The sequence below is a fragment of the Halovivax sp. genome (assembly GCA_007119345.1).
Taxonomy (GTDB): Archaea; Halobacteriota; Halobacteria; order Halobacteriales; family Natrialbaceae; genus Halovivax.
In genome coordinates this window covers 1-17996 of record SKPV01000182.1, presented here as the reverse complement: position 1 = coordinate 17996, position 17996 = coordinate 1, and the positions used below count along the sequence as shown (strand labels likewise).

Genomic DNA, 17996 nt, shown 5'->3' with positions numbered 1-17996 from the left:
ACCTCGGCGACCCGCCCGATCACTCGACCTCGGCGTCGACGACGACGTGGACGACGCCGGCGCTGTGGGTCTTGACCCGCCGCTTCTCGCGGACGGCGAGGTCGCGGCCGGCCTGGCGACCGGCCGATTCGAGCCTGGAGAGCGGGCGCTCCCAGCAGCGCGCCTCGGGCGTCGCCTCGTGGTAGTGGACGGTTCCGCCCGGTTCGAGCGCGGAGAGGGCGGCCGGAAGAAACGCCTCGGCTTCGTCGGTCCGCGAGCCGTGGCCCGCGTCGTCCGTCCCGTCGGCCTCGCCGTAGTAGCCCATCACGACGCGATCGACGGAGAGCTCGTCCGCGAGCTCGCGGCAGTCGGTCCGGTAGGCGTCCACCCGGTCGGTGACGTCGTTGAGCGCCGCATTCTCGAGCAGGTACCGGAACGCCGTCGGGTTCGCCTCCGTCGCCGTCACCCGCGCGCCGGCGCGGGCCATCGGGAGCGTGAAGTAGCCGATCCCGGCGAACATGTCGAAGACGGTCTCGCCCGCCTCGACGACGTCGCCCATGCGCACCCGTTCGGCCTCGTTGCCGGGCGAGAACATGACCGCCGCCGGATCGAGGGCGTAGCGGGTCCCGTGTTCGACGTGGACCGTTTCGGTGTCGCGCTCGCCCGCCAGGTGGCGCGTCGCGGGTTCGCGGAACGTGCCCGAGACGCCCTCGTCGGCGAGCACGGTCTCGGCGCCGCCGTGGAGTTCCAGCAGCGCGTCGGCGACGTCGTCCTCGTCCGCACAGTCGTCGGGGAGCGTGACGAGCACGACGCTCCCGACGACCGCCCACGACCCCGGCGCCGTGGCGAGCGCCGCGTCGCTCCAGCCGCGCTCGGCGAGCAGTCCCTCGAGGTCCCGCGTCCGGTAGTCGGGATCGACCTGCCGGACGACCTCGCGGACGCGCGGCTCCGACGGGGGCTCGGTGACCGGCAGGGCGACGTGGTTCGCGTCGTACTCGCGGACTCGCCGATCCCCGTCGTAGACGCCCTCCGCCCGGAGGGACTCGATGGCGATCTCGGCCTCGGGTTTGGGGACGACGGCGGCGAGCGGCCGATCGTCGGCCCTCTCGGCCGGCTCCGCCGGCGGTCCGGTCCCGATCCCGTCCCGCCGCTCCTCCTCAGTCATCGTCCGGGAGGACGTGGAGACCGGCGCGACTCTTCAGGACGGGAACCGTCTCCGCCTCGGGATCGAAGTAGTCGGGCCGGGCGATCGTCTTCGCCTCGTACGTTTCGGGATCGAGCACCTGGACCGCGTTCGCGTCCTCGACCGCGACGACGGTGGTCTCGACGGCGTCGTCGATCTCTCCGAGCTTGCGAGCCTCGGGGGCGTTTCCCTCCTCGTAGCTCGCTTCGTAGCGCTCGCCGGTCGTGACGCGGAGCCCCTTGAGGTTGCCCCGGGCGCTCCGGACGAGCACGGGCCCGCCGTCGTCGTCGGCGAGGTCGATGACGTCGCCCGGCGTGAACGGCGGCAGCCGGACGGCGAACGTCACGCGGTAGACCTCGTTGCCGTCCTCGTCCTCGGTGACGAGCGTCTCCGAATCGGTGACGCTCCCGCCGAACTCCTCGACGACCTTGTTCGCGATCTTCTTGCCGATCTTGTTGGTCGAGACCTTGACGTTCAGTCCCTCGTCGACCTCGCTCATCTCGGTGACGAACGCGTTGCGGTCGCCCGTCGCCTCCATGTCGGCGACCACCCGGTTCGCGATGGTCTTCGTGCGCTCGACCTCCTCGCTCGTCGGCGCGCGGTTCGCGGCCCGTAACTGGACGACGCTGGCGTAGTAGTCGCCGGCGATCCGCCCGCAGCGGGTACAGGTCTGGCGGGCGATTCGCACGGGGACGACGACGTGGTCCTCGACCGGTTCGCCGCGGACGGTCCCGGTGAAGCAACAGTGCATCCGGATCGTGTTGGGATCGACCTGCTCGGGCTCGACCTGCCAGGCGACGTCCGCGACGTCGACGTGGACGCCGAGGGCGTCGGCGACCTCGTCGATCGCGACGTCCGTGTAGTCCTCGGCGCCGACGTCGACCCAGCGCCTGCCCCGGTGGACCGCGCCGCACTGCGAGCAGACCCGGACGTCGATCCGGTCGGGCGCGTCCACGAAGTCGAAGTCGTCGAAGTAACACGCGTCACAGAGTTCGACCGTCGCAGACGGGCGAAGCGGATCCGCCGCTCCCGGGACCTCGCTCGACGGACGGTCGGGAACCGGATCCCCGCAACGGGGACAGAACGCGCGCGTGTCGCTCATCGCCCGGAGTTGGGAGCGGATTCGGATAAGCGACGCGTTCGGCGACCGTCTCCGTCCGCGGAGACGACCGGGCGAGGGAAACTCGAATCACATCGCGAGACTTTCGATCGGGGACGGGGATGCAATCGAAACGTGAGCCGTTCGATGAGGATCGGGCGAGCTATCGCCTGGTGAGTGAGTCGTTCGGAACCGACCGACCGGGGATTCGGGCGAGAGGCCGCCGTCCGCGGCCGATCGTCGTCGCCGAACACCGCATCGACGGTCCGAGACGCGGCGGCTCGCCCCGAGTCGACGAACGGCGACGTCGCCGCCCGTTCGATCCCGTCAGACGCCCGTCAGACCGACCTCGATACTCGCGCGTCAGACGTCCCGCTGTCCCGACGTTTCCACGCGAAACGAGGGGGTTCGATTGCGGACCGCGATAGCGGATCCGACGCCCGACAGGTCCACCTCGCAGAGACGACTGCGAGCGCTCGTCCTCCGATGGTGGTCCGTTCCGACACGGCGGTAGCCGTCCGTCGTCGGTACGCGGCGGGTTTCGATCGATCGTCGCGCTACCTCTAGCCGCGTCGAACTTATCCCTCCCTGGTGCGTAGGCCCGCACATGCAGTGGCAGGCGGACTGGGGACTCCGGTTCAGGATGTTCGTGACGATGTTCCTGCTGTTCGCGCTGTACATCGTCTTCGCCGGCTCGCTCACGGCGTACACGGGCGGTGGACCCCTGCTCTTCGCCGCCATCTTCGGCGGCTTCTCGCTGGTTCAGTACTACTTCAGCGACACCCTCACGCTCAGGAGCATGGGCGCGAAGGAGGTGTCGGCCGAGGAGTACCCGCAGCTGCACGCCTCGGTCGAGCGACTCTCCCAGCAGGCGGACCTGCCGAAACCGACGGTGGCGGTCGTCGACTCGAAGGTTCCCAACGCGTTCGCCACCGGGCGCAACCAGGCCAACGCGGCGGTCGCGGTGACGACCGGGTTGCTGCGGACGCTCGACCGCGACGAGCTCGACGGCGTCATCGCCCACGAGCTCGCGCACGTGAAGAACCGCGACATGATGGTGATGACGTTCGCCTCCCTGCTCGCGACGATCGCGTTCATGTTCGTCCGCTGGGGCGCGTTCTTCGGCGGCGGTCGGGGTCGCGGCGGCGGCCGGGGTGGGGGCGGGATCATGGTCGCCATCCTGATCTCGCTGGTCGTCTGGATCATCAGCTACGTACTGATGCGTGCGCTCTCGCGCTATCGCGAGTACGCCGCCGACCGCGGCGCCGCGGCCATCACCGGCAAGCCCTCGGCGCTGGCGTCCGCGCTGTTGAAGATCGCCGGCGAGGTGGAGAAGGTGCCCGACCGCGACCTCCGCGAGGAAGCCGAGATGAACGCCTTCTTCATCATCCCCCTGAAGTCGGGCGTCGTCGGCCGGCTGTTCAGCACGCACCCGCCGACCGAAAAGCGCGTCGAGCAGTTGCGCGAACTGGAGCGCCAGCTCGAGACGCGGTGAGCCGCCGGGCGGCCCCGGCGGTGCCCCGCCGACCCCAGCAGTACCGACGGATCGGACGGTCTCGTCCACCGACGTCGTACACTCGACTCCGCCGTCCGAACCAGCACAGGATTACGCAAGTCCGGCGTTTACCCTTCTGGAACGTGGGTTGTTACCTATGGGCGAGGACGAAACGTCCGGCGCGGACGGGTCGCCGCCGGCCGTCGAACCGCTCGGCCGATCCGCCGACGGCGGCGAACCGGCGCTGACGCCGGGGACCGCGTTCGATCTCCTCGCCCAGGACCGCCGTCGGTACGTTCTCTACGTACTATCGGCGCGCGGCGGATCGGTCCACCTCGACGAACTGGCGACCCGTCTCGCCGCCCGGAAGGCCGAGACCGGAGCCGTCGAGCCGTCGGACCAGGCGAAACGGCGCGAGCGCACCGCGTTGTACCACGCCGAAGTGCCGAAACTCGTCGACTACGGCGTCGTCGACTACGATCCCACGACGTGCGGCGTCACCCTGACCGGCCGGGGTCGGGCGCTCGAACCGTACCTCGAGTTCGCCAGGACGCGCGAACCCGACGACGTCGGCGAGTTTCTCGACCGCGGCCCGCGGCCGCCGTGAACGACGGGGTGCGCGATCGATCGGACGGTCCCGTGAGGCTGTCGGTCGGCCGAATCGTCGTGGAGGACGCGCCGACCGGCGCATTCCGGAGGCCGCCCGACCGGTGTGGGATCGCCCGGCGGTGGACCGGGGGGACTCGCCCGGCTTCGACTCGCCCGGCGGCGTTCCGGAGGTGACTCGCCCGGCTTCGACTCGCCCGGCGGCGTTCCGGAGGTGACTCGCCCGGCTTCGACTCGCCCGGCGGCGTTCCGAAGGCGACGACCGGTTTCCGGCCGCGGAGAGCAACTTTTGTAGGGGAACGCGACCGATCCGACGTATGGGACTGCTCGACGGACTGCGCGCGGCGCTCGGACTGCGCGCGGAAGCCGACGCTCGCCGCGACGCCGATCCGGACGACCTCTTCGGGATGAGCACGGCCTACCTCACGATGGAGGCGGAACTCGGGTTCGAGTCGCTCGACGTCGGGGCGCTGTGCTTCTCGGGCGTCGACTCCACGTCCTTCCGGTCCGCCGTCGACGAGGTGGAGGCCATCCTCGAGGCGGGTCGCGAGGAGACCGGCACCGACTTCGACGTCCGCGAGGACGACCACGGCTATCACTGGGTCGTCATCGAGGAGGACGACCCGGAGGAGCTGATCACGAGCATCCACTTCGCCGCGGACACGTTCATCGAACGCGGTTACGGCTCGCGACTGCTGGCCGCGCTGTTCGCCTACCGGAGCGGCGACAGCGCGGAGCGCCGTCGAGACGGAGCCGCCGGAGTGACGGAGCCTGCCTACTGGATTTACTCCTTCCGCCGGGGCGCCTTCTACCCCTTCGCGCCGCGGCCCGGCCGCGAACGCGACTCGAGCGTCGAGTTCAAGCTCGAGGCCGTCCTCGACGGCGAACTCGAGATCGAGTCCGAGAAGGAGTACTGGTACCCGCTGTGGCCGAGCGAGGGCGGGACGCACCCCTGGGAGTGATCGGGGTCACCCGCGACGCTCGCTCCCGGGTTGGTCGGCGCCCGTCCCCGTCGCCCTCCACCGGCCGAGCTTCGTGACCGCCGCCACGTCTCGCTCGCCATCCCTTCTGAACGTGACGACTCCGTTCGAACCGACCCCGACGCCCCCTTCCACTTTCACTTTCACTCTCCTGTATACGGGGGTTTATGCGGGGTCCGGGGCAACGACCTGGTATGGCAGACGCAGACCTCGAGACGCTCCCGGGCGTTGGCCCGGCTACGGCGGACAAACTCAAAGACGCCGGCTTCGACTCCTACCAGAGCCTGGCGGTCGCTTCCCCCTCCGAACTCTCGAACACGGCGGACGTCGGCGAGTCGACGGCCGCGGACATCGTCAGCGCCGCCCGCGACGCGGCGGACGTCGGCGGCTTCGAGACCGGCTCGACGGTGCTCGAGCGGCGGAACAAGATCGGCAAGCTCACCTGGCACATCGACGAGGTCGACGACCTCCTCGGCGGCGGCATCGAGACCCAATCGATCACCGAGGTCTACGGCGAGTTCGGCTCCGGCAAGTCTCAGGTCACCCACCAGATGGCGGTCAACGTCCAGCTCCCCCAGGAGGTCGGCGGCCTCCACGGCTCGTGCATCTTCGTCGACAGCGAGGACACGTTCCGCCCCGAGCGGATCGACGACATGGTCCGCGGGCTCCCGGACGAGGCCATCGACGCCGCCCTGGAGGACCGCGAGATCGAGGGCTCGGCCGACGACGAGGACGCCGTCGACGCCCTCATCGAGAGCATGCTGGAGAAGATCCACGTCGCGAAGGCGTTCAACTCGAACCACCAGATGCTGCTCGCGGAGAAAGCCAAGGAGCTCGCGAGCGAGCACGAGGACTCGGAGTACCCCGTCCGGCTGCTCTGCGTCGACTCGCTGACCGCCCACTTCCGCGCCGAGTACGTGGGCCGGGGCGAACTCGCGGGCCGCCAGCAGAAGCTCAACAAGCACCTCCACGACATCGACAAGGTCGGTAACCTCTACAACGCCGCCGTCATCGTCACCAACCAGGTCGCCTCGAACCCCGACTCGTTCTTCGGCGACCCGACCCAGCCGATCGGCGGCAACATCCTCGGCCACAAGTCCACCTTCCGGATGTACCTGCGCAAGTCCAAGGGCGACAAGCGGATCGTCCGCCTCGTCGACGCCCCGAACCTCCCCGACGGCGAGGCCGTCATGCGCGTCCAGGACGGCGGCCTGAAGCCGGAGTAATCCGACCGGTTTCCCGCCGATCGTTTCCGCCTCGTGGTCCCGGAGTGAGAGACTCTCTGTGCACGACACTCGCGAGGATGCGGTTCCTCGAGCCGCTCCGTCGGCCTCGGTGTCGCTCGACCGGGAGCAACCATGCGCCCGTCGCGGCCCAACCACAACGACTTCGTGCGATCCGTATCTACTGGCAATCATGTCTCGCGCATCACCGACGCGCCCGGATCCGCGGGCCGAGATGGAGGAAATCGGCTACGAGATCGTCTACAAACCCCACGAGGTGATGGCGAAGTACAACGCCTTCTACAACGTGGAGTACGACGGCCAGCGCATCGCCCCACCGGCCGCCGAGCGGATGAACGTCCCCGTGAACGAGGTGTGGCTCACCGAACTGCTGCGACCGTACGAGAAATACGTCCTGCATCACGAACTCGCCGAGATCGAAGCCCGGGCGGATGGCTGCGGCGTCGAGGAAGCCCACGAGCGCGCGCTCGAGGCCGACACCGTCTGGGAGGGCGACCCGAAGTGGGGCGAGTTCAAACGCGAGATCAACCTCGTCCCGCTGGATCGCGTCGTCGCGCTTCCCGGCTTCGACGAGGAACTCTTCGATCGGATCGTGACCAATCGGCCGTACTGCGACATGGACGAACTCCTCGACGTGCCCGACATCGACTCGGAGCGCCACGAACGACTTTGCGAGGAGTTCTGGTGTTTCGACTGCGACCTGTAAGTCGGATCCGCGGCGGTGACCGGCCGACGAACCGACCCGCTCGGACCTACTCGGTTATCGTGGCGAGCGCGTCCCGTCGTCGCTCGACGACCGCCTCGATCCGCGCCTTCTTGTCCTCCGGATCCTGGATCCGCGAAGCCAGCGAACGTCGCCGTAAAACCCCACGAGGGCGTCTATTTCCCTCTCGTCGAGCCGACCGAGTTCTCCCGCCGCCGACTCGTAGACGACCGGCTCCTCGACCCGCTCGGTCACCGGCTCGTAGTCCCCGTCGTTGACCATCTCGTCGAGGTACTCGTACGTTCGAACCTCCTCGGCAAGCGCCCGCCGCAGCCGACGAGTGGCGTCGCGCTCGCGCTTCCAGTAGAGCACCGTGGAGCCGGCGGCCGTCGCGATCGCGCCGACGATCGCCCCGAGCACGAAGCCGATCGCCGTTCCGACCATGTGAGACGGCGGGCCGACGAACGGGTAGGGGTGACGCTCGCGAGCGACGCCGCGGGAAAACGGTCCGTCAGTCCTCGGTCGTCGTCTTCTCCTTGTCGAGTTCGCCGCGGTAGATCTCGGCGCCGTCCTGGGCGACCTTCTCGGCGAGCACGGCGCACTTGACCCGCATCGGGGAGATGTCGACGCCGAGCAGCTCGGTGACGTCGTCGCGGTCCATCTCGAGCAGCTCGTCGACGGTCTTGCCCTGGAGCTCGCTCGAGAGCATGCTCGCGGCGGCCTGGCTGATCGCGCAGCCGTCGCCGGAGAAGGCGACCGCCTCGATCACCGCCTCGTCACCGTCCTCGGAGAGGTCGACGTCGATGCGGATCTCGTCGCCGCACATCGGATTCTCGCCGACGTGGCTGAACGTGGGATCCTCGAGTTCACCGTAGTTACGCGGGTTCTTGTAGTGATCGAGGATCTGCTGCCGGTACATGTCCGAGCCGAGTCCCATCGTTGCCCGAAGTATGGCCGGTCGGGCGAAAAGGGTTCCGACTGGTCTCGGATTCGGAACGCTCGCCGTCCGGGTGCGGGGCTCCGGGTCGCTCACCGCCGGTCGCGGCCGCGTCCCACGCGACCGCGTCCGTAATGGGACTCCTCGGACCTGCGGACTCCGCGGCGGACCGTCGGTCCGTCGATGCGGTTCGATAACTCGGTTGCGGACCGTCCCCAGCCCGCCCCCGCAGGGTACGTTCGACGCGTCGGACGGGCTGTCTGCGGCGCGTTCAGTCCGACCGGTACGCGATCACTTCCCGACGAAGCCGCCGGGCGACGCGGTCGCTCGCTTCTGGATCCGCTCCTCGGCCAGTCCCTCGAAGTCGACGTCGTCGAACTCCTCGGGCGCGACTCCCTCGGTGGCGTAGAGGTAGAGGGTGGTCCTGATGACGCCCTGGAGGGTCTGGGTGAGGACGAACGCGAGCGAGATTCCGGCCAGGAGGACGCCCGCGGCGGCGACGACGCTGGTCCCGGCGAGCGCGTAGGCGCCGAGGAAGAACGGGATCGTGACCGCGAACGAGATGACCTGGACGGCCCCGAGGCTGATGGTCGTCTCGCCCCACGCGTTCTTGAACTCGCTGGCGCTGCGCGTGAACATCCCGACGACGCCCTCGCGCTCGAAGACGATGACGGGGACGACGAAGAACGTCAGCGCGGTCCAAGCGATCGACAGCCCCGCGGCGATGCCCCGGGAGGCGCCCGAGGAGTCGGAGTTCGACAGGCTGTTGAGGATCACCCCGACGATCGCGCTGATTATCGACCAGATCAGGATCGGCGTCTTGCGCGCCCAGGCGGCGCTCATCCCGGCGCGCAGGGACGCGTCCTCGCCGGCGAGCACCGCCCGCGTCTGGTGGACCAGCGCGGCGGTGAAGAACGTCGAGACGAACGTGAGGCTCAGGTAGACGAGCGCCAGTCCGACCAGCACGCCGCCCTCGGGGGTGATCGCCATCAGTCCGAACGTCACGCCGAGGAACGTCGCCAGGAAGGTGAGGCCGGTAACGCCGCTGACGATCGGGAACGCGAACAGCTTCGGGTTGTGTCGCATTACGAGGAGGGCGTCCTTCGTGAGAACTAACCCGACCTTGAGTCGCTGGATGATCTTCATTCGTTGCGCACGTTGTTCTCGGTTGATATATGTGTTGTAGATTCGTTTCGATCGAACGCTCTCTCCGGCACGCCCGGGCGCATCCATCGACGCGGGGCGCCCTCGCTTCCGACCGTCGCCGATCGTCGTCTCTGAGGCGAACGCGCCGCATCGGGGCACGTGAGCGTACCCTCTCGGATCGGCCGTCCGGGCGTCCTCGTCCCGGACGATCCGCGCGCGATCACTCGGTCGCCCGCACCAGCCCGAACGCCTCGGGATCGACGCGGTCGACGGCCGGAAACCGCTTGAGCAGCGGGTTGACGAGCCAGTAACCGGAGAGACAGAAGAACGCCGCCCCGAGCGCGGCGACGACCGCGGTCGGTCCGACGACGTCGCCGCCAGCGCCGCCGACGGGCATGGCGGCGGCCGACGCACTGGTCGCGAGCGAGACGACCCGGCCGACGAGGTCGTCGGGGACGGCCGACTGGACGAACGCCACGAAGACGACGTTCGAGATCCCGATCGGGATCCACGCGAGCGCGAAGAGCGCCACCGTCGCGGGGAGCGAGGGGGCGGCGATCGCGAGCAATCAGAGTCCGCCGCTCGCCGCGAAGCCGACGGTGCACCGGCGCGAGACCGGATATCGCTTGACCGCGCCCGCGCCGAGCGCGCCGACGAGAAACCCGCCGGTGATCGCCGCGAGCAGGAAGCCGTAGGCGTCGGCCCCGCCGAGGGCGTCCCCGACCGTTGGGAGGACTGCCGCTCCGGCGAGACCGGCGTAGAACGAGGAGCCGGCGAGGTCGTAGACGAGCCACATCGCGGCGACGTAGTAGAGGCTGTCGCCCGCGTTGGTGACGAGCCGCCCGCCGAGCAGTCGGGCGAACGTCCCGTTTCGAAGCAGCTGTCGCATGGGCGTTCGGAGGCGTTCCGCCGCCAAGTATGTCTCCAGAAGGATACTCCCGTTCGATTGCGGACCGAAAATCCGTTCTGTAGCTGGTCGATCACGGCGGACGATCCGGGCCGCCTTCGGCTCGACCGCCGACCTCCGGAGCGTTCCTCGCCCCTCGAGGACGAATATCGACTCCTCGTTCCCGTCGTGGTAGTGGTACGGCTGCGGCGCGCACCCCGGCGGGGCCGACGCCTCGGCCGACCAGCTGTTGCGACTGGTGAGAGCGCAGCTCTCGCTGCCCTTCGCTCGCTTCGTGTCGCGCGGCGAGCCGCGGGACCAGTTCGCGGGACCGCCGGTCCCGCGCCGCTCGCGAAGACGTCGTCCAGTAATGTACGACCGGCGCCTCAGGCGAACAGCTGTCGCGCGTCCTCCAGCGCGTCCAGCAGCGCGTCGATCTCGTCGACGGTGTTGTAGACGTAGAACGAGGCCCGCGCCGAGGCCGCCACCCCCAGCTTGTCGTGTAGCGGCTGGGTGCAGTGGTCGCCCGCCCGGATGGCCACCGCGCGGTCGTTCGTGATCGAGGCCAGGTCGTGGGCGTGGACGCCGTCGAGGTTGAAGCTCACCAGCCCGCCGCGGTCGGGACCGGGTTCCGGCCCGTAGATCTCGACGTCGCCCTCCTTCTCGAGCGCCTCGTAGGCGGCCGCTCCCAGTTCCTTCTCGTGCTCGAAGACCCGCTCCATGCCGATGCCCTCGAGGTAGTCGACGGCGGCGTGGAGGCCGACGGCTTCGGCGATCGGCGGCGTGCCGGGCTCGAACTTCCAGGGCACCTCGCCCCAGGTGGACTCCTCGAAGGTGACCTTGCGGATCATCCCGCCGCCGTAGAGGTACGGCTCCATCTCGTCCAGCAGGTGGCCCTTGCCGTAGAGGCAGCCGATGCCCGTGGGACCGGCCATCTTGTGGCCGGAGAACGCGTAGAAATCGGCGTCGATGGCCTCGACGTCGACCGGCATCGTCGGGACGGCCTGGGCGCCGTCGACGAAGACGTACGCGCCGTGTTCGTGAGCGATGTCGGCCAGCTCGTCGACGGGGTTGATCGTCCCGAGGGTGTTCGAGACGTGGACGACCGAGACCATCGCGGTGTCGTCCGTGATACACTCCCGGGCGTGGTCCATGTCGAGCCGGCCGGTCTCGTCGACCTCGATGTAGGTCACGTCGGCGCCCGTCCGCTCGGCGACCTGCTGCCACGTGACGAGCGAGGCGTGGTGTTCCATCTCCGTGAGGACGACCTCGTCGCCGGGGCCGAGCTCGCGCAGCCCCCAGGCGTGGGCGACCAGGTTCTCGCTCTCGGTCGTGTTCTTGGTGAAGACGAGCTCCTCGCGGCCGCCGCTCGCGCCCACGAACTCGGCGACGCGGTCGTGAGCCTCCTCGTAGGCGATCGACGCCTCCTGGCTCAGGTGGTGGATGCCGCGGTGGACGTTCGCGTTCGTCTCGCGGTAGTAGTCGCTCATCGCCTCGACGACGGGCTCCGGCGTCTGGGTCGTCGCCGCGTTGTCGAAGTAGACGAGGGGACTGCCGTCGAACTCCCGCTCCAGGATCGGAAAGTCCGCCCGGATGGCCTCGACGTCGAGCGCCTCGACGTGCTGGTGACTCATTGACCGAAAGTGGGGTCCGCAGACAAAACACTCCTTCGGTCCCGGCGGGGGCTGACGCGGTCGGTGACGGGGCCGCGTCGCGTCGGGGGAACTCGTCGTCGGTCGCGTACCCGCGGTTCTCGCCCTTCGGGCTCGCGACTTCACCGGCCGCCAACCCGACGATCCCTGCTCCGTTCGATCCTCGCAGCTCGCGGGTCGCGTCGCTCACCGCTCGCGTTTCCGAGGATCCTCACTTCGTTCGGATCCTCGCTCACTTCGGGATCGTCACGGCGAATCTGGCGCCGCCCAGGTCGGCGTCCTCGACCGCGAGCGAGCCGCCGTAGGTCTCCGCGACGCGCCTGGCGAGGTACGTTCCGAGTCCGGATCCGGCGGAGTCGGACCGGCTGTAGCCGCGGTCGGTGATCCGTGCCTTCTCCTCGTCGGGGATGCCCCGCCCGTCGTCGGCGACCGCGACCACCGCCTCGTCCGCTCGCTCGTCGACCGTGATCTCCACGCGGCTCCCGTCCGAGTGCTTGACGGCGTTCTCGATCAGGTTGGCGAACAGCTCCTTCAGGAGCAGGCCGCCCTGGACGGTCACGTTCGCGTCGTCCGGTCCGGCGATCTCGAAGCCGTCGCTCTCGGCGAGATCGCGGTTGCGCCGGATCGCCTCCTCGATCGGGCTCGAGAGGTTCACCACCCGCGTCTCGTCCTCCTCGAGCCGGTTGAGCATGCGCACCTTCTCCAGCAACTCGAGGGCCTCGTCGACGCCGCTCTCGCACATCTCCAGGTACTCGCGTTCGCGCTCGGTGAACTCGCCTTCGGCGAGGATCGAGAGGTAGCCGTCGACGATCTGGAGCTTGTTGCCGATGTCGTGGCGCAGCAGGGAGTGGAGGAACTCGGCCTTCTTCTCGGCCGCCTTCCGGTCGCTGATGTCCTTGCCGACGCAGACGATGCCGCCGACGTCGCCGTCCGCATCCTGCATCACCGACGCCGACAGGCTGATCGGCACCACCCGTCCGTCGGTGCTCGCGCAGGCGAGCTCGACGTCCGTGACCGTTCCCCGCTGTAACAGCCGCGTGAGGAACTCCTCGTGGCGGTCGACCGCGTCGTCGTCGGTGGCCTCCGGCGGCGCCAGCAGCTCGTCGATCGGTTTTCCCTCCAGCGCGGACGGCTCGTACCCCAGCAGCGACTCGACCGCCTGGTTCGCCATCGCGATCCGCCCCTGCGGGTCGAGCGTCAGGAGCAGGTCCGCCATGGTGTCCATGACGTTCTCCAGCGCTTCCGTTCGCGCGCGGACCATCTCCTCGAGTTCGTCCCTGGAGAGGAGCGTGAGTTCGGCCTCGCCGTCGAGACCGTGGGGGTCGGCGGCGTCCTCCATCGTGCGTACTGTTTCGTTCATCGATAAAACTCTCCCGGCTAGTGACACAGTCCGTACGTGTCCGCGCCCGGAGGCGGGCCGGCGCGGCCGTTCGGGCCCGTTCTCGCCGCTCAGGCGGTCACTTCCAGCAACCGGGCCGAACAGTCGTCGCACGTGACGGCGTAGACCTCGTAGGAGCGACAGCAGGACTCGACGGTCTCGCCGTCGATCGAGATCCGGCCGTCACAGCTCGGACACTGCTCGAGGAACGCGCGCAGTCCGCCGACGAGGTGCCCGCGGGCCTCGAGGGAGTACGACGACCACTCCGGGAGCTCCGCGGCGAGCACCTCGGCGCCCGCCACGTCGGCGACGAACGCCGCCGCCGACTCCCAGCGTCCGGCGGTCCCGCTCTCGGAGCGCAGGACGACGTGGTCCCGATCTTCGGGTTCGTACAGCTCCGCCGTCTCCGGGTCGATCTCCAGGAAGCCGGCCGCCCGTTCGAGGCGGTCGTCCTCGCGGACCGAGAGCACCCGTTCGCGCCAGCGCTCTCGCACGCGCTCGTCGAGGCAGAGGTCGTCCTCGTCGGCGCAGGGGACGACCACGCCGCCGTCGACCAGCACCCGTTCGGGGTCGATCCGATCCGCCTCCTCGACGGATCCGCCCAGCCGTTCTGCCTCCTGCTCGGGGAGCTTATCGAACTTCGCGAGCAGCCAGTCCGGGAAGTACCGCTTCGTCAGCGTCGGCGTTCCGGGCACCAGGTACCCCCGGAGGTAGATGGCCACCAGCGAGAGCGCCAGAATCGCGGCGCCGACGGGTGCGGCCACGGTCGGGCCGGCCAGCGGAGCGGCGGCGACGGCCGCGACCGCGGCGACCACGATCGCGATGGCGACGTTGACGATCGTACACGGGATGCACCGGTTCTCGCCGGTGTACTCCGGTTGTTTGACGCGCTCGAGCACTCCCGTCGCGTTCGAGGTCATATCAATTACGAGCACACCATTCGATAAATAATCTCGGATGGTCGCGTCCCGCTCGTCGATCCGAGGATCCTCGCCCCGTTCGGATCCTCGCCGTTCGCGGATCGCTTCGTTCTCCATTCGCGTTTCCGAGGATCTCACTCCGTTCGGATCCTCGCAGCTCGCGGGTCGCTTCGGTCTCCGCTCGCGCTGCCGGGGCGGCTCGCCCGACTCACCGCCTCGCCGGTCGAAAGGTTTAGTTCCGGGCGAACGCAAGGACGGATATGGACCGAGGTCAAAACACCGGCGGACTGATGTCGAGTGCCGGACTCGTCCGGTACTTCGACGCCGAGGACAGCAACGCGATCCGGATCGATCCGAAAACGATCATCGCCTTCGGCGTGCTGATGGGCGTGTTCGTCCAGCTGCTCACGTTCTTCTCCTGAGCGGCTCGAGCGATCTTTCACGTTCTTCTCCCGGACGGCTCGGGCGATCGTCGATTTTTCGCGTCCGCGTAGCGTCTGGACCGTCCGGAATCGTCGGCACGGGGGTCGGATTCGTCGAGCTGATCCGGCGGAGCTGAGCGCTCGAGCGGCCCGTCCGCGGTCGCCGCGCCGTCCGCGAGAGGTTTTTACCACCCGTCCGCTTAGGCGCGATCGATGTCACTGATCGCGGGCGTCGTCGCCGTCCAGGGCGACGTCGCCGAGCACGCCGAGGCGATCGAGCGGGCCTGCGCCCGTCGCGATCGGGCCGTCGAGATCCGCGAGATTCGCGACGCCGGGATCGTCCCCGACTGCGACCTGCTGGCGATGCCCGGCGGGGAGTCGACCACGATCTCGCGGCTCCTCCACGCCGAGGGGATCGCCCCCGAGATCGACGCGCACGTCGCCGCCGGCAAGCCGCTGCTCGCGACCTGCGCCGGACTGATCGTCGCCGCGAGCGACGCGGCGGACGACCGGGTGGACGAGCTCGGCCTGATCGACGTGCGCGTCGAGCGCAACGCGTTCGGCCGCCAGAAGGACAGCTTCGAGGCCGCGCTCGACGTGGCAGGCCTCGAGGAGCCGTTTCCGGCGGTCTTCATCAGGGCGCCGGCCATCGACGAGGTGGGCGACGCAGAGGTGCTCGCGTCGTGGAACGGCCGGCCGGTGGCGGTCCGGCAGGGTCCCGTCGTCGGCACCTCGTTCCACCCGGAGCTGACGCCGGACGATCGGATCCACGAGCTGGTGTTCTTCGCGAACCCGGCGGTCGACGCCCGACGGGCTGGTCACTGAACGCCCCGCGTCCGTCGATCGTCATCCGCCGCGCGGTCGTCGATCGAACGTCGTCGGCGCCTCTATCGTCACCCGCCGCGCAGCCGTCGGCCGAACGACGTCGGCGCCGATTTCGCCGGCCGATCCGATCGACCGTCACCGATCCCGCAGGCGAGCCTCGGCCGAGAGCTGGTGGGCGTGGGTGTCCTCCAGTTCACAGATCTTCGCCGCGTGCGGGGCGATCTCGGCCGCGCCCTCGGGCGTCAGCTCCTGGTGCGTCGGCGTCTTGAGGTAGGTGCCGACCCAGATGCCGCTGCTGTAGCGCGCCACCTGCAGCGTCGGCAGACAGTGATTCGTCCCGACGGCCTTGTCGCCGAAGACGACCGGGGCGTGCTCGCCGATGAACAGCGAGCCGTAGTTGTAGAGGTCCTCGACGAGCTCGCGAGGACGTTCGACCATGAGCTGGAGGTGCTCCATCGCGTACTCGTTGGCGAGTTCGACGGCGGACTCGCGATCGGGGGCGACGACCACCTCGCCGTTGTCCGCCCAGCTCTCGCGGGCGGTCTCCTCGGTGCGGATGCGCGGGAACTGATCCTCGAGTTCCGCCATCACCTCGCGGGCGAACGACTCCGAGAGCGCGATCAGTACGGCCTTCGCGTTCGGATCGTGCTCGGCCTGGGCCAGGAGGTCGGTCGCGACCAGCGCCGGGTCGGTGGATTCGTCGGCCACGATCAACACCTCGGTCGGTCCGGCCAGGAAGTCGACGCCCACGTGGCCGTACACCTGCCGCTTCGCCTCCGTGACGTAGACGTTACCGGGCCCGGTCACGATGTCGACCGCCGGGACGCTCTCGGTGCCGTAGGCCATGGAACCGATCGCCTGCGCCCCGCCGATCGCGTAGATCTCGTCGGCGCCGGCCCGGTCCATCGCGTAGAGCTGGGCCGGGTCGACCGACCCGCCGGATTGGGGCGGCGCGCACGCGACCACCCGCTCGACGCCGGCGACGGTCGCCGGCACGATCGTCATGGCCGGCGTCGCGACCAGAGGATGGGCTCCGCCGGGAATGTAGACGCCGGCCGTCCGGATCGCCACCACCCGCTGACCGAGGGTTACGCCGGGTCGGAACTCCTTCTCGAAGCCCCGGACGTTGTCGCGTTGCTCGCCGTGGAACGCGCGAACGTTCTCGATCGTCGCGTCGATCGCCGCCCGATCCTCGTCAGAGAGCGCCTCCGCCGCGGCCGCGATCTCGTCCTCCGAGACGCGAAACGATCCCCGTTCGACGTCGTCGAACTCCGCCGTGAAGCGCTCGACGGCCTCGTCCCCCTCGGTCCTGACCGCGGCCAGGATGTCGGCGACCGAATCGGTCACCTGCTCGTTGATCTCGAGCTCGGACGCCGTCGCTTCCTTCAGATACGTCGGTTCGGCCATACCCACGCTTCCGTCGATTCGCCCATAAACCTATGTCGTATGGTGTCTCTGAACGCGGGGAACCGTCGGCGACCGCGTTTTCCCGGACGACCGGCGGGACGGAGCGAGCCGGCGGGGGATGGGCGAGAGTGGGGCGCGGGGCGAACCGGCGGGGGATGGGCGAGAGCGGGGCGCGGAGCGAAGCGCGGGGCGACCGTCGTGACGCGCCGTCTCGAACCGAGTCGGACCGGATCGAATCGGGCCGGAGCCGGAGGGATTTTTCCCGCTCGCTCCCGTCCCTCCGGTATGAACGCTCAGATCGACGGGGTTCGACTCGCCGGGACCCCCCAGGGCCCCGTCCCGGTCCTGGTGCTCGGCGTGGAGGGCGAGGACGACGTCGTCCCCATCTTCATCGGCCTCGAGGAAGCGACCAGCATCGCCCGCGGACTCGAGGCGGCCGACATCGGACGTCCGCTCACCCACGACCTCCTGCTCGACGTGATGGAAGAACTCGGCGGTCGCATCGAGAAGGTCGTCATCACCGAAATCGAAGAGCGCGACGCCGAAGGCGGGACCTACATCGCCGACCTCCACGTCACCACGCCGCGGGACTCCGTCGTGATCGACGCGCGCCCGAGCGACTCGCTCGCGCTCGCCGCGCGAACGAACGTCCCCATCGAGGTCGCCGAGTCCGTCTTCGAGAGCGGTCGGGACGACCGCGAGAAGTTCGAGGAACTGACCGACCTGCGGGAGGTCCGAGGGGAGCTCGAATGACGGCGGACGGCGACGGACCGGCCGAGGAGGCCAGCGGGTCGGTGCGGGCGGCCCCCGAAGCGGTCGACCCGTCGGTCATCGCGGAGCTGTTCGCGGTCATCGAAGACCGCAAGGAGCGCCGGCCCGAGGGCTCCTACACGGCCTCGCTGTTCGACCACGAGAAAGGCGAGAACGCGGTGCTGGAGAAGCTCGGCGAGGAGACGACCGAGCTCGTGCTCGCGGCGAAAGACGACGACCGCGCGGAGCTCGCCCACGAGGCGGCCGACATCGTCTACCACCTGCTCGTCCTGCTCTCGATGAAGGAGATGGAACTGGCGGACCTCCTGGTCGAACTCGAGTCGCGACGGTAGGGTCGGCGGCTCCCGTAGTCGAGCCGAGTCG

The 17996-nt window shown here is 69.2% G+C and carries 20 protein-coding genes; 9 read left to right on the top strand and 11 right to left on the bottom strand.

Annotated features, from left to right (window positions below):
* Window positions 1-19: 19 nt before the first annotated feature.
* Both QZT59_RS12370 and QZT59_RS12365 read right to left on the bottom strand, forming a co-directional pair.
* Complete coding sequence (locus tag QZT59_RS12370; protein ID WP_290816541.1) at window positions 20-1144, bottom strand: class I SAM-dependent methyltransferase family protein; 1125 nt, start codon at window positions 1142-1144, stop codon at window positions 20-22.
* Entirely contained in the window at window positions 1137-2264 is a 1128-nt protein-coding gene (locus tag QZT59_RS12365) for a 60S ribosomal export protein NMD3 (RefSeq protein ID WP_290816538.1), read from the bottom strand. The genes QZT59_RS12370 and QZT59_RS12365 overlap by 8 nt, the downstream gene beginning before the upstream one ends.
* Before the next feature lie 604 nt (window positions 2265-2868).
* On the opposite strand from QZT59_RS12365, the gene htpX reads away from it, so the two are divergent.
* The 5 genes from htpX (at window position 2869) to QZT59_RS12340 (ending at window position 7292) form a co-directional block, all read left to right on the top strand.
* The gene (gene htpX / locus QZT59_RS12360; protein WP_290816535.1) at window positions 2869-3756 is read left to right on the top strand and encodes a zinc metalloprotease HtpX; all 888 of its coding nucleotides are present in this window, start codon (window positions 2869-2871) and stop codon (window positions 3754-3756) included.
* A 157-nt stretch (window positions 3757-3913) separates the two neighbouring features.
* On the top strand, window positions 3914-4363 hold the full coding sequence (locus tag QZT59_RS12355) for a hypothetical protein (protein ID WP_290816532.1): 450 nt from the start codon (window positions 3914-3916) through the stop codon (window positions 4361-4363).
* A gap of 316 nt (window positions 4364-4679) precedes the next feature.
* Entirely contained in the window at window positions 4680-5324 is a 645-nt protein-coding gene (locus QZT59_RS12350) for a hypothetical protein (RefSeq protein ID WP_290816529.1), read from the top strand.
* 212 nt (window positions 5325-5536) lie between these two features.
* On the top strand, window positions 5537-6568 hold the full coding sequence (gene radA / locus QZT59_RS12345; RefSeq protein WP_290816527.1) for a DNA repair and recombination protein RadA: 1032 nt from the start codon (window positions 5537-5539) through the stop codon (window positions 6566-6568).
* 190 nt (window positions 6569-6758) lie between these two features.
* Entirely contained in the window at window positions 6759-7292 is a 534-nt protein-coding gene (locus QZT59_RS12340; protein WP_290816525.1) for a hypothetical protein, read from the top strand.
* Window positions 7293-7346: 54 nt separating this feature from the next.
* Here QZT59_RS12340 and QZT59_RS12335 read toward each other — a convergent pair whose 3' ends face one another.
* The 8 genes from QZT59_RS12335 to QZT59_RS12300 form a co-directional block, all read right to left on the bottom strand.
* Window positions 7347-7733, bottom strand: coding sequence for a hypothetical protein (locus QZT59_RS12335; protein WP_290816523.1), 387 nt, complete (start codon window positions 7731-7733; stop codon window positions 7347-7349).
* Window positions 7734-7800: 67 nt separating this feature from the next.
* The gene (gene sufU / locus QZT59_RS12330; protein ID WP_290816521.1) at window positions 7801-8226 is read right to left on the bottom strand and encodes a Fe-S cluster assembly sulfur transfer protein SufU; all 426 of its coding nucleotides are present in this window, start codon (window positions 8224-8226) and stop codon (window positions 7801-7803) included.
* 291 nt (window positions 8227-8517) lie between these two features.
* Window positions 8518-9372: a DUF6159 family protein gene (locus QZT59_RS12325; protein ID WP_290816519.1), complete on the bottom strand. Its 855-nt coding sequence runs from the start codon at window positions 9370-9372 to the stop codon at window positions 8518-8520.
* 220 nt (window positions 9373-9592) lie between these two features.
* Window positions 9593-9940, bottom strand: a complete 348-nt coding sequence (locus QZT59_RS12320) for a hypothetical protein (RefSeq protein ID WP_290816517.1) — start codon at window positions 9938-9940, stop codon at window positions 9593-9595.
* Window positions 9941-10261, bottom strand: coding sequence for a hypothetical protein (locus tag QZT59_RS12315; RefSeq protein ID WP_290816516.1), 321 nt, complete (start codon window positions 10259-10261; stop codon window positions 9941-9943).
* Window positions 10262-10644: 383 nt separating this feature from the next.
* Window positions 10645-11892: an aminotransferase class V-fold PLP-dependent enzyme gene (locus QZT59_RS12310; RefSeq protein WP_290816514.1), complete on the bottom strand. Its 1248-nt coding sequence runs from the start codon at window positions 11890-11892 to the stop codon at window positions 10645-10647.
* 250 nt (window positions 11893-12142) lie between these two features.
* On the bottom strand, window positions 12143-13249 hold the full coding sequence (locus QZT59_RS12305) for a PAS domain-containing sensor histidine kinase (protein WP_290816512.1): 1107 nt from the start codon (window positions 13247-13249) through the stop codon (window positions 12143-12145).
* Window positions 13250-13359: 110 nt separating this feature from the next.
* The gene (locus tag QZT59_RS12300; protein WP_290816510.1) at window positions 13360-14208 is read right to left on the bottom strand and encodes a hypothetical protein; all 849 of its coding nucleotides are present in this window, start codon (window positions 14206-14208) and stop codon (window positions 13360-13362) included.
* Between the two features lie 260 nt (window positions 14209-14468).
* Here QZT59_RS12300 and QZT59_RS12295 point away from each other — a divergent pair, with 260 nt between their 5' ends.
* Together QZT59_RS12295 and pdxT are read left to right on the top strand one after the other, a co-directional pair.
* The gene (locus QZT59_RS12295; protein WP_290816508.1) at window positions 14469-14630 is read left to right on the top strand and encodes a preprotein translocase subunit Sec61beta; all 162 of its coding nucleotides are present in this window, start codon (window positions 14469-14471) and stop codon (window positions 14628-14630) included.
* A 213-nt stretch (window positions 14631-14843) separates the two neighbouring features.
* Window positions 14844-15455 (top strand): pyridoxal 5'-phosphate synthase glutaminase subunit PdxT, encoded by a 612-nt coding sequence (pdxT, locus tag QZT59_RS12290; RefSeq protein WP_290816505.1) that lies wholly within the window; start codon window positions 14844-14846, stop codon window positions 15453-15455.
* 135 nt (window positions 15456-15590) lie between these two features.
* Here the strand turns inward: pdxT and hisD are convergent, their stop codons facing one another.
* Window positions 15591-16862 carry a histidinol dehydrogenase gene (gene hisD / locus QZT59_RS12285; protein ID WP_290816502.1) on the bottom strand — a complete coding sequence of 424 codons (1272 nt, stop codon included), beginning with the start codon at window positions 16860-16862 and terminating at the stop codon, window positions 15591-15593.
* Window positions 16863-17147: 285 nt separating this feature from the next.
* Between hisD and QZT59_RS12280 the strand changes: the two genes are divergently transcribed.
* Both QZT59_RS12280 and hisE read left to right on the top strand, forming a co-directional pair.
* Window positions 17148-17615, top strand: coding sequence for a bifunctional nuclease family protein (locus QZT59_RS12280; RefSeq protein WP_290816501.1), 468 nt, complete (start codon window positions 17148-17150; stop codon window positions 17613-17615).
* A complete protein-coding gene (gene hisE, locus QZT59_RS12275; protein WP_290816498.1) occupies window positions 17612-17965 on the top strand; it encodes a phosphoribosyl-ATP diphosphatase in 354 nt (117 codons plus the stop codon). The genes QZT59_RS12280 and hisE overlap by 4 nt, the downstream gene beginning before the upstream one ends.
* Window positions 17966-17996 lie beyond the last annotated feature (31 nt).